Source organism: Alicyclobacillus sendaiensis NBRC 100866 (assembly GCF_001552675.1).
GTDB lineage: Bacteria > Bacillota > Bacilli > Alicyclobacillales > Alicyclobacillaceae > Alicyclobacillus > Alicyclobacillus sendaiensis.
Map to the genome: position 1 here is coordinate 1 of NZ_BCRQ01000081.1, position 9,344 is coordinate 9,344.

A 9,344-nucleotide genomic window follows, 5' to 3' on the forward strand; every position below is an offset into this window, starting at 1 on the left:
CGGAGTTTGTTAGAGGCCCGCCCCTCCGCGCGGCGCCCGAGTCCAAGCTGCGCGAGATCCTTGATCAACGCACCGCTCAGTCCCAGGCGCCCCGCGCAGGGGCATGCCCTGCGCAGTCTCTAGGGCTGACAAAGGGAGGTTGCCCACCCAGCGGTGGGCTGTGGTGCCCGCTGTTTTCGCGCACTACCAAGGTGCGCAGCGCACAACGGGCGAAGCGGCCACACCATGCCGCGGCCTACCGAACCGCACCGTGCCAGACCAAGCCACGCCCCACCCCGGCGGGCCAAGCCTAGCCAAAGCCCAAGCGATATGCTGGAGGCGACCTTCGCCGCCCCGCCGCGCCTCCAAACTCTCGTTTTAGTGGCGCGGCGCGGAAGCGAAGCCTCCGCAGGTACTTGGTATTCATTCGCCATCTTCGTCTTCTAAAATTTTGAATTCAACCACCTGGAATCTTCCAAACATTGGTCGATAATCTCCAATCCCTACCAACCTTCCCGCTTGAACCAGTAGGTCGTAGAGCAGGTCTGGGCTAATATATTCTGGCAATAAGCATTCGATCTGAAACTCGACTTCCCATCCCGGTAGCAGTGCCGGGCGAACTCTGGTAATTCCCGCTCGTTGGACCAGAACGCGTCGACGATCAAGGAAGTCCGGCTGTGTTTTTCCTGTTGAAGCCAGCCATGGTGTCACGATAAACGCAGCCTTGGATAGATCTGACATTGACTTTCTTGGCGAGCGAGGATCCTGCTTGAACTTCGCCGCATTCACGAGCGCTTGATGCAGGTAGACGCCGGGGATGCAGATTTCGCCGTCTTCGTTGCGATAAAGGTACGCTTCCCAGTTGTCCGTCTTCTTCATCGCGCTGCCCTTCGCGGCCTGAGCCTTCGCTTCCACGTCTTCACAGTCCCATCGATGGAACAGGATAGGGGATGCTCCCCGCAATCGCACCGCCGTCCGATACGGCGTCACGAAACGAACATTGTCACTGTCCACCGTGTAGCCTATAATGGTGTTGGCGACGGACATTCACGACTCACCCTTTCACTTGAGTTTGAGTGGGAGCGGCGCGTGAACGCCGCTCTTTTGTTGTGCCCGGTGATTTCGGACACTACCGCGGTGCCCAGCGCTCACCGGAAAGCGGCCATGCCAAGCCTCACCGTGCCTGACCCCGCCCGACCAAGCCTTACCAGACCGCACCGAGCCACGCCAAGCCTGACCTCGCCCAACCGCAATGAGTTCTCCACCCGTCTTAGAGAATGGGTGGATATGGTCCCGAACTGTTTTGGACTGCTACCAGGGCAATCCGCGCACAGTTCGGGGAAGCGCCCATGCCTTGCCCTGCCAGACCGTACCAAGCCTTGCCTGGCCAAGCCGAACCTTGCCAGACCAGACCATGCCTAGGCTTGCCCTGAAACAGGAGCGACTCATTCGCCGCCCCACCGAACCCCCGAAAGTTCGGGGATTCGGCGCGGAGGCGAATCCTCCGCGCTTACGCCTGCGCAGCCTGAACGGTTTCTTCCGTCGCACTCGGTTGTGCGTCGGAAACACCGTCCACTGCCAAGTAATCCGAGATTTCAACCGAGATCGACCGATGCTTCGCCTCAAGTTCCTTGCCGATCTTCAGAACCTGCACCTTCTCAAGCGGCGACAGTTCTCGAATAATCTTCGGTGCGGTGAGCTGGGACCAAGTCATCGGACCGTTTCGTTTGATTTCCAACGACAGTTCAATCAGATAGCTCGATACCAACTGACCCTTGAATCGAATGGCACTGACAAATCGATCCCACGCCTTGTGAGACGAAGGCGGTAGGTTGAGGACAGCCGGAACCAAACTTTCTCTTTCCAAAATGTAGATTCTACGAAGCGTCTTACACGCTTTTCCTCTTCCTCCATTTGGATCTGTACCAAAAGCGTTATACGGACAAGATTGGCACATTCGGAAGCAAGTGATTCCGTTCTCGTCTAGATATTTTCCGACTCGCCCGTCATGAGAACTGCAAAGTGGCAGCGAGCCTTCTCCTTCCGTTTGCGGCGGAAACAAAACCCTTGTTGTGTGGAAGAAGGGAATTTTTACTTGGAGTTTTTGCACAATTTCACCAGTTGCCTCGTTCTGGAAGGCAGCAGCCGTCCCTACAATCCTGTATCTAATCGGCACAACCTCGGCTTCCGCTTCAAGCTGAGCGGCTTCCTCTTGAAGCTGTGCGTACTCTTCCAATGTGAACCCGTTTTGTTCGAGTTCCTGCGCTTGCTCGACCGTCAATCCAAGCTTCTGAAGCAGATTCGGATCGTACTGTGCCAGCGTGGTCATTGTTCATCAGTCCTCCTTGAATTCGATGGTTCGTTGTTACGCTGTTTCGGTGAGACTCAATTCATCGTGCGATTGCGATGAAACGAAGAACATTGACTCTCGTGCACCTTCCACACCTAGGCAAAGTGGAAGGAACGGGCAACCACCGTATTGATGGCAATTGCTCGTGTTGTGACGAATTACTCCGGAACGCGCTTGCCAATTGCGTTCCAAGCACTCCATCCACAACTCAGCTTCAAACTGTTTGACCTGCTCCGAACTCCTCAGCACCTCATCCTCACTCAAATACTTGGCTGGATTCGCCTCATACTCCGCCAGCAGACGGTCTCGAAAGTCTTCCCAGGTTTCTACCACCTCGCCATTACGACGCTTGGGTTCCATGCGGCTCTTCTGAACAGCTCTCACGATTGCCCCTGCAATTGGCCTGTCGAAGATCCGCGAAGCAGCGTAGACGTACAATGTTAATTGCTGGGACATACCGTAGCTTTGCTTGAACTGTTCGATGGAAGCCGTGGTCTTGTTCTCAAGAATCCATAACTTTCCTTGTTCATCCTCGCAAACCCCGTCGATTTTTCCACCGAGCAAGTATTTTCTCGACTTGCGCCTGGTGGCTGGATTGACGATCGGAAGTTGAAACTCACGTTCGACGGCAACTAGATTCCGCGGCCGGAAGTGTCGAATCGCGAACCGGATCATGACCTCTGTACGGATCCGTTCAAGTTGAAGCTTGTACGCCTCTTCGTCGTTTTCAGGCCGGATCCAGTCCAGCGTCGCCAGTCCCGCCGCAACCGCTTCGTCCTCGTTCGAACCCTTTTGCCACTCCTCAAGCGCTTGGTGCCAAGCCGTTCCGATCGACAGCGCCCAAGCGACCTCGCGCGGACGGAGACGTTCCACATAGTGGTAATATTCCTTTTGTGGGCAAACCTGCCTCATGGCGATGCGCGAATGAGTGAGGATTTCCACACCTTTTCGCTCCCTTCCCCTTGTCAGCCCATAAACTCCGTGCTATCATTTGTGGTGCCATTTGATTTGCTGCCTGTTCCTATCAGGCGGTCTCTTTTTGCATCTCTGCTTCGTCTTCCTCGATGATCTCCATCGACTCCCAGCATTCCGGACAGAACCACGAAGAACCATCCTGAATCGCCGTGTCCTCATCAAGTGGATCTCCGCAGCACTCGCACTCCAGCACTTCGTCTTCGTCGCCAGCTTCGTCTTCGCCGAGCCCCCAAAGCACCGCGTCTTCTTCGGGCGTCATCAGCTTCCACTGGTCATAAGTCATGCCACTTCAACCTCCTGGCACAACGCTTCAAGGTCCGCGATGGTGTACCGTGCGCGGTCCGGGTCGTTCCGGTCGGCGTCGCAAAGGCGATCAAGGATCAGCTCATACTGCATGCCACTCGACCTCCATCAACTGCTTCACGTTCCATCCAAGCGTCCGAATCGCCTGATCAACTGCCGGGTCGTTGTACTTCGCGTCGTATCGCTGCATGGCATCTATCATGGTCGTCAGGTCGGCGATCATCGCCGTTGTCCAGTCAGGCCGTGTGCTCACCTTGTTCACTCCCTGGTTCCGATGTAGAATTGCTTTGAACTAACAGTTCACGAGGCGGAATTCCAAGAACTTGTTCCAACTTGATCGCGGTTTCTAGCGATGGGACTCTCTCGCCCGCTTCGATGTACCTATAGGCTCGTTCTGTGATTCCAACTGCTTTGGCTACGTCGGAAGGCTTCATGTTTCTAGCAATTCGCGCCTCGCGAAGTCGAGAGTACAACACCTCACATCACCAACCTTCTGGGTTAGAACCATTAGTTCTAACTTGCTTTTAGTATAGTTAGAACCACCGGTTCCTGTCAACCCTCTTTTGGAGGAGGTTATGACTCTTTTTTCTCAGCGACTGACCGAATTACTCGACCGAACGGGAACCACGCGTCGGTCGTTTGCACAGGCACTCGGCGTCTCTGAACGCATGGTGCAGTACTACATAACCGGAAAGAAAGATCCAACAGTTGAAACTCTAATTGCCATTGCTGATTTCTTTGATGTGAGTTTGGACTATCTTGTTGGTCGCTCAGAGAATCCAGAACGAAAATGATTTAGGGAGTGATCCCCTTGCCCGAAACCCGCGACCGCGCCGACGAGATCATCGAACGCTTTGTCGGGGTGCCCGTCCGCATGACGCTCATGTGCGGCGGCAAATCGAGCTTTGTGCTCGACACCACGATCCACCGTGTCTCCCGCCACAAAGAAGGCGGCCTCATCGCGCTGGACGGCGGCGCGTTCTTCGTCGAGTCCGCCATGCTCGTCGAGGTCTCACCCACCATGCTGGTCCTGCGCGACACCGAACGCCGTTGGTCGCTGTCGGTGCTGCGTTGGAGCGACCTGCCCGAGGAGTTCAGGCCTTATCCTCGTGGTCAGTGGGTGGACCCGCGGCCGGAGGATGACGATCCGTTTGCGGATTGAGTTGTCAAGGTACGTTTACGCAATGTGATCCTTGATTTGCCGCCTCACTCTGGTTTTCGAAGGTACGTTGTACATCAAATCTTCGTAAGTGAGGCCGAACACTTCGTAAACTCGATGCACAGTGTCGTGACTTGGGTTCCGAGTTCCGTGTTCCAGATGACGGTATCCTCGTTCCGTCATTCCCAGCATGCGGGCCGCTTCGGCCTGCGTCATGCCGCGTTGTATTCGAGCTTGCCGAAGCCGCTCGCGCACAAGTCAGTCACCACCTTATCGGTACGTTTTGTTCCTGCTTGCCTTCAGTATATCGGTACGAATTGTACCTGTCAAGGGCTGATATTTGTATGTCGCTTTTTGGACAACGACTCCGCCATCTCAGGCGTGAGAGTGGAGTGTCACAACGAGAGTTATCTGCACACCTTGGTGTCACGGAGCGAGCACTACGTTTTTACGAAAGTAGTGACCGTGAGCCAACTATTGATCAATTGATAGCTCTCGCCGACTTCTTCAACGTCAGCCTGGACTACCTCGTCGGCCGCACCGACGACCCAACGCCGCCGAAGCGCAACTCGTCGTCGCATGAGCCGGGTTCGTAGTCCGGTCAAGCGCTTCTCGACTGGCGTTGTGCCAGGTCGCGAACGTCGACGCCGAGGATTTCGGACAGCAAGACGGCGGTCTCCAAAGACATGCGGCGTGTGCCGCTCTCGTAACGCTGGTACGTCCGCAAGGTCACGTCCAGCATGTCCGCCACCTGTTGTTGCGTTAGACCCTTCTTCCGCCGAGCTTCTTGCAGGACTTGCTTGAGTTCCATCACCACCGTCACCTCGTACTTACATGACCATTCGGTCATGTTTCTGTCTGCATCCTAACACGACCGTTCGGTCATGTAAATAGGAGCTGAGTTTCTTGTTCGACTTTGGAGCGCGCATGTTTGAAATTCGAAAGGCCAGAAACCTCAAACAAACCGATGTAGCAAAGGCACTCGGCATATCTGTCCGCACATGGCAGCGATACGAGTCGAACGAACGCGAGCCCACAATGTCGTTGCTCGTCGATTTAGCCAAGTACCTTGGCGTTTCCGTGGACTACCTCGTCGGTCTCACCGACGACCCCACGCCACCGCGTCGCAGCTCGTCGTCACCTGAACGTGAGTCGTAGGACACGACGCCAACGGGTTGAAGCCACCCATTTGTCGACGAAATTCGTCGGCAATCACGCGCTCTTGAGCTCTTCTTCCGTCCCAAAGATCGCCGCTTCGCAAATCCTCAGCACCGCCTCGGGATCCCCCGTCGCCCGCGCGTAGCCCCTCAGCACACACAGCGTCGGCTGCCGTGTACCGAGCTCCACTCGGGCGATCTGCGCCTGCGTTGTCCGAGCGCAGTACGCTACATACTCCTGCGTGACGCCGGCCTCCATCCTCAGCATGCGCAGGGCTTGTCCGAGCCACATCGCCTCCGTGCCGATCACCTCCTTTAGGAATATTCCTAGATATTGTAGATTCAGCTCTTCGCTTGTATTCTGTCAACTGTGAACTCCTCTTCCCCACCCTGACGCCTCGCCCCGCCATTCCCAAGGCGGGCGGTGGGGTTGTCCACCATGCGCGGCGGTTTCATGCCGCCGCTCGCGTGATTAGGCCACATCTTCTTTCTGCTTCGATCGTTCTTTTCGCATCAATGCGGCTAAGCAAATTTGAACAATGATACGGGTGGCCTCTCGGCTTAAAGTGATTTGATCCACCAGCCTCACCTCAGTAGCACGATATGAGCGAACGGCTTGTTCGCTTTCGTAAGCGAGGTGGATGACAGACAAGTGTGCTGGTCTCATGGACACGTACTGTGTTCCTCCCGAAATAATTCATCGACACTTTTTCCGTAATAGTCAGCAATTTTTTGCATAAGCGAAAATCGCGGGGTACGTTGGCCGCGTTCAATCATTCCTAATGCTTGCGGCGTAATGCCGAGTTCCCGCGCCACTAAGCTTCTTGGCTTATCACCCCTAGCTTCAATCAATTTGGTTCTTACTCCCGACATGGTTCTACACCTCATAGACACATAACGTTTCTGTTGACACACATGGTATACGAAACGTTTCGTGTCTGTCAAGTGGTATTGAAACTTTTTGTGTCTATCAATTTGAAACGGAATGTTTCTACGTATACTGAGGACAGGTGATGAATGATGATGACGTTTGGTGAACGCTTGGCACAGTTACGTCGGTCAAAAGGTTTAAGTCAATACGCTTTGGCAGAACAACTCAAAATGACACGCGGCCAGATCGCTAACTATGAGCAGGGAACAAGAGAACCGGACATTGAGACCCTGAAGAAATTAGCGGATTTCTTTGATGTAAGCATCGACTTTCTCGTATTGGGGAAGCCCAATGTTTCGGATGTTAACAGCTTGACCAATGAGGCTAAAAGAACATTGGAAGCGCTATCTCAAATGTCAGTCGAAAAGCAGCAAGAGGTCGCTGATTTTGCGGAATACCTAAGATCCAAAGAAGAACAGTCTGTAGTAGAATATGACGTGAGAGAAATTGCAGCGAATATGGAAAAAGCATTGTACGCGCACGGAGACGAAGAACTTATTCACCACTTTGAGGAGATCATGAGTCGTGTCATTCGTCGATACGATGAGCGGGCCAGCCAAGATCGGCAGAATCGGTGAGTTGTAATGGACGATAAACTAAACGAAATGTATGCCATTGCGAAAAGGGAAGGGATCGTTTTAGATTGGGAATATTTAGACTTCAGAAACAGAAAGATAAATGGAATTTACTTTTACGAACATATTCGTAAAAAACCCTTTATTGTCTTGAATCCTCGCATCGAACGCTCCCAAGTCCTGTACAGGTGTGTTCTTGCTGAAGAACTCGGGCATTATTTTACTGTGCCATTTTACTTATGCTATCGTCCATTCGCCTGTTACGCAGATAGACTCACATTGAGCCGTGACGAATTTCGCGCACTGAGATGGGCTGCGCGCTTTTTAATTCCTGATGGCGACATTGACCCACGTCATCTTGAAAATATGACTATCGATGAATTGGCCGATTATTTCAATGTCACTGTCGAAATTATGGAAGTAAGATTAAAATTGATGCGCTACTCAGCATAGAGGTGCTTTTCATGACGGTGGCTTTGTACTGTAGGGTATCGACAGACGAACAAGCTGAGCATGGATTCTCTATCGACAATCAGAAAGAACGATTGATTGCTTTTTGCAAATCACAAGGATGGGATCAATATCGGCTCTACATAGACGACGGATACACTGGTACGAACATGGATCGGCCGGCGCTACAGAGGCTCATTAAACACATTAAAGAAAAAAAGATCGATACTGTGATCGTGTACAAGCTTGATAGGTTGAGCAGAAGACAACGCGACGTGTTGTATCTACTCGAAGACGTCTTTGATAAGAACAACGTAGTGTTCAAGAGCGCCACAGAACCCTTTGACACTAGTACGCCACTCGGCAAAGCGATGTTAGGTATTCTCGCGGTATTCGCGCAACTTGAGCGGGACACCATCATTGAACGCCTATCTACTGGACAAAAACTTCGTGTGAAATCAGGAAAATTTTCCGGCGGGAGAATTCCTTTTGGCTACGTCTATAATTCTCAAACAGGAAAATTTGAAGTGTCACCTCATGAAGCCTTTCTTGTAAGAGAAGTGTATAAAAAATATCTTCAAGGATACAGTCTCAGTGATTTGTCTGATTGGATCGAATCACAGACATCCGCCCGTTATTGGGATCATGCAAGGATTCGAGACATGTTGACCAGAGAAACGTATACGGGTGTTATGCCATATGGAAGTCTGAGAAGTACAGAAATCGCTCCACCCATCATCGAACGCGAATTGTGGGAACAAGTACAACAGGAAATGGTTCGAAGACGTGAAGGCTTTACTCCTAAAGGCGAATACTTGTTGTCCGGTCTTTTGCGGTGCGCAGAATGCGGAAGTTCCTTCATACACGTGATTCGCAAAAAGGGACCGTATGTATATTACTTGTATGGATGCAGATCTCAACACCAACGCCCTAAAAAGGTACCAAGAAGGGCTCCGAAACAAGCTTGCACCGTCGGTTATCGCAATCGTGAAGAGTTGGAGTCATGGGTAATCGAACAGGTGAAACGAATAGCAAGGTTGGATGCAGAAGAATTTGAACGGCAAATCGCCAGTATGGAAACCAATTCTGACGAAACCGAAGATACACTTCGGGATTTAAAGAAAAACCTATCAGATGTAGAGCATAAGTTGAATAGATGGTACGAGGCCTTTGAAGAGGGGACGATAGATGCTACGCAGTTGCGAGATCGGATTAAGAATCTCGAAGAAGAAAGAAAAAGATTACAGACCCAAATTGAAGAATTGCAAGACACACTTGTGAAAGATACACAACCGCAACGTGTGTTCAACGCTGCAAAACTTATTGAAGAGGCTTGGGATTACATGACCTTTGACGAAAAGAGAAATGTCTTACGTGCCGCGATTTCGTATATTGAGATCCCTCGAAAGGGACAACCGCCGATCATCCATTGGAATGTCTAGTTTTCATCTTCTCGGTGATTCGC

Annotated in this window: 17 protein-coding genes; 7 read left to right on the forward strand and 10 right to left on the reverse strand. The window is 52.0% G+C overall.

The annotated features are described in order from the left end of the window. Positions 1–402: 402 nt before the first annotated feature. The 6 genes from AS26_RS12495 to AS26_RS14005 all read right to left on the reverse strand — a co-directional run bounded on the left by AS26_RS12495 (position 403) and on the right by AS26_RS14005 (position 4,083). A complete protein-coding gene (locus tag AS26_RS12495; RefSeq protein ID WP_062310111.1) occupies positions 403–1,026 on the reverse strand; it encodes a hypothetical protein in 624 nt (207 codons plus the stop codon). Between the two features lie 463 nt (positions 1,027–1,489). After that, positions 1,490–2,308, reverse strand: a complete 819-nt coding sequence (locus AS26_RS12500; protein WP_062310116.1) for a hypothetical protein — start codon at positions 2,306–2,308, stop codon at positions 1,490–1,492. Between the two features lie 36 nt (positions 2,309–2,344). Then, complete coding sequence (locus tag AS26_RS12505) at positions 2,345–3,271, reverse strand: RecB family exonuclease (RefSeq protein ID WP_083516100.1); 927 nt, start codon at positions 3,269–3,271, stop codon at positions 2,345–2,347. A gap of 82 nt (positions 3,272–3,353) precedes the next feature. Further along, a complete protein-coding gene (locus AS26_RS12510) occupies positions 3,354–3,587 on the reverse strand; it encodes a hypothetical protein (protein ID WP_062310123.1) in 234 nt (77 codons plus the stop codon). A 102-nt stretch (positions 3,588–3,689) separates the two neighbouring features. Then, a complete protein-coding gene (locus AS26_RS14335) occupies positions 3,690–3,860 on the reverse strand; it encodes a hypothetical protein (RefSeq protein ID WP_157068508.1) in 171 nt (56 codons plus the stop codon). Further along, positions 3,844–4,083: a helix-turn-helix transcriptional regulator gene (locus tag AS26_RS14005; RefSeq protein ID WP_083516101.1), complete on the reverse strand. Its 240-nt coding sequence runs from the start codon at positions 4,081–4,083 to the stop codon at positions 3,844–3,846. The genes AS26_RS14335 and AS26_RS14005 overlap by 17 nt, the downstream gene beginning before the upstream one ends. 99 nt (positions 4,084–4,182) lie before the next feature. Here AS26_RS14005 and AS26_RS14010 point away from each other — a divergent pair, with 99 nt between their 5' ends. Together AS26_RS14010 and AS26_RS12515 are read left to right on the forward strand one after the other, a co-directional pair. Next, the gene (locus AS26_RS14010) at positions 4,183–4,401 is read left to right on the forward strand and encodes a helix-turn-helix domain-containing protein (RefSeq protein ID WP_012809895.1); all 219 of its coding nucleotides are present in this window, start codon (positions 4,183–4,185) and stop codon (positions 4,399–4,401) included. Between the two features lie 8 nt (positions 4,402–4,409). Further along, the gene (locus AS26_RS12515; protein ID WP_245629765.1) at positions 4,410–4,769 is read left to right on the forward strand and encodes a hypothetical protein; all 360 of its coding nucleotides are present in this window, start codon (positions 4,410–4,412) and stop codon (positions 4,767–4,769) included. A gap of 15 nt (positions 4,770–4,784) precedes the next feature. On the opposite strand, the gene AS26_RS14015 is transcribed toward AS26_RS12515, so the two are convergent. After that, positions 4,785–5,021, reverse strand: a complete 237-nt coding sequence (locus AS26_RS14015) for a helix-turn-helix transcriptional regulator (protein WP_083516102.1) — start codon at positions 5,019–5,021, stop codon at positions 4,785–4,787. An 89-nt stretch (positions 5,022–5,110) separates the two neighbouring features. Here AS26_RS14015 and AS26_RS14020 point away from each other — a divergent pair, with 89 nt between their 5' ends. Then, positions 5,111–5,362 (forward strand): helix-turn-helix domain-containing protein, encoded by a 252-nt coding sequence (locus AS26_RS14020; RefSeq protein ID WP_083516103.1) that lies wholly within the window; start codon positions 5,111–5,113, stop codon positions 5,360–5,362. Between the two features lie 5 nt (positions 5,363–5,367). On the opposite strand, the gene AS26_RS12520 is transcribed toward AS26_RS14020, so the two are convergent. Then, on the reverse strand, positions 5,368–5,616 hold the full coding sequence (locus AS26_RS12520; protein ID WP_245629766.1) for a helix-turn-helix transcriptional regulator: 249 nt from the start codon (positions 5,614–5,616) through the stop codon (positions 5,368–5,370). 56 nt (positions 5,617–5,672) lie between these two features. On the opposite strand from AS26_RS12520, the gene AS26_RS12525 reads away from it, so the two are divergent. Further along, positions 5,673–5,924 carry a helix-turn-helix domain-containing protein gene (locus tag AS26_RS12525; RefSeq protein ID WP_245629767.1) on the forward strand — a complete coding sequence of 84 codons (252 nt, stop codon included), beginning with the start codon at positions 5,673–5,675 and terminating at the stop codon, positions 5,922–5,924. A 54-nt stretch (positions 5,925–5,978) separates the two neighbouring features. Here AS26_RS12525 and AS26_RS12530 read toward each other — a convergent pair whose 3' ends face one another. Both AS26_RS12530 and AS26_RS14885 read right to left on the reverse strand, forming a co-directional pair. Next, positions 5,979–6,215 carry a helix-turn-helix domain-containing protein gene (locus AS26_RS12530; protein WP_062310163.1) on the reverse strand — a complete coding sequence of 79 codons (237 nt, stop codon included), beginning with the start codon at positions 6,213–6,215 and terminating at the stop codon, positions 5,979–5,981. Positions 6,216–6,586: 371 nt separating this feature from the next. Further along, on the reverse strand, positions 6,587–6,811 hold the full coding sequence (locus AS26_RS14885) for a helix-turn-helix transcriptional regulator (protein ID WP_306303052.1): 225 nt from the start codon (positions 6,809–6,811) through the stop codon (positions 6,587–6,589). Positions 6,812–6,940: 129 nt separating this feature from the next. Between AS26_RS14885 and AS26_RS12535 the strand changes: the two genes are divergently transcribed. The 3 genes from AS26_RS12535 to AS26_RS14035 are packed head-to-tail and all read left to right on the forward strand — an operon-like array spanning position 6,941 to position 9,321. Beyond that, positions 6,941–7,432 carry a helix-turn-helix domain-containing protein gene (locus tag AS26_RS12535; RefSeq protein ID WP_245629768.1) on the forward strand — a complete coding sequence of 164 codons (492 nt, stop codon included), beginning with the start codon at positions 6,941–6,943 and terminating at the stop codon, positions 7,430–7,432. Positions 7,433–7,438: 6 nt separating this feature from the next. Next, positions 7,439–7,882 carry an ImmA/IrrE family metallo-endopeptidase gene (locus AS26_RS14030; RefSeq protein WP_083516105.1) on the forward strand — a complete coding sequence of 148 codons (444 nt, stop codon included), beginning with the start codon at positions 7,439–7,441 and terminating at the stop codon, positions 7,880–7,882. A gap of 11 nt (positions 7,883–7,893) precedes the next feature. Further along, complete coding sequence (locus AS26_RS14035) at positions 7,894–9,321, forward strand: recombinase family protein (RefSeq protein ID WP_083516106.1); 1,428 nt, start codon at positions 7,894–7,896, stop codon at positions 9,319–9,321. The last annotated feature ends 23 nt before the right edge of the window (positions 9,322–9,344 follow it).

Excerpts from the sequence above, each read along its gene's own strand:
- AS26_RS12500 (WP_062310116.1), bottom strand. The coding sequence starts at position 2,308 with ATGACCACGCTGGCACAGTACGATCCGAATCTGCTTCAGAAGCTTGGA.
- AS26_RS14885 (WP_306303052.1), bottom strand. The coding sequence starts at position 6,811 with ATGAGGTGTAGAACCATGTCGGGAGTAAGAACCAAATTGATTGAAGCT.
- AS26_RS14020 (WP_083516103.1), top strand. The coding sequence starts at position 5,111 with ATGTCGCTTTTTGGACAACGACTCCGCCATCTCAGGCGTGAGAGTGGA.
- AS26_RS12530 (WP_062310163.1), bottom strand. The coding sequence starts at position 6,215 with ATGTGGCTCGGACAAGCCCTGCGCATGCTGAGGATGGAGGCCGGCGTC.
- AS26_RS12495 (WP_062310111.1), bottom strand. The coding sequence starts at position 1,026 with ATGTCCGTCGCCAACACCATTATAGGCTACACGGTGGACAGTGACAAT.
- AS26_RS12510 (WP_062310123.1), bottom strand. The coding sequence starts at position 3,587 with ATGACTTATGACCAGTGGAAGCTGATGACGCCCGAAGAAGACGCGGTG.
- AS26_RS12535 (WP_245629768.1), top strand. The coding sequence starts at position 6,941 with ATGATGATGACGTTTGGTGAACGCTTGGCACAGTTACGTCGGTCAAAA.
- AS26_RS14030 (WP_083516105.1), top strand. The coding sequence starts at position 7,439 with ATGGACGATAAACTAAACGAAATGTATGCCATTGCGAAAAGGGAAGGG.
- AS26_RS12520 (WP_245629766.1), bottom strand. The coding sequence starts at position 5,616 with ATGACCGAATGGTCATGTAAGTACGAGGTGACGGTGGTGATGGAACTC.
- AS26_RS14035 (WP_083516106.1), top strand. The coding sequence starts at position 7,894 with ATGACGGTGGCTTTGTACTGTAGGGTATCGACAGACGAACAAGCTGAG.
- AS26_RS14010 (WP_012809895.1), top strand. The coding sequence starts at position 4,183 with ATGACTCTTTTTTCTCAGCGACTGACCGAATTACTCGACCGAACGGGA.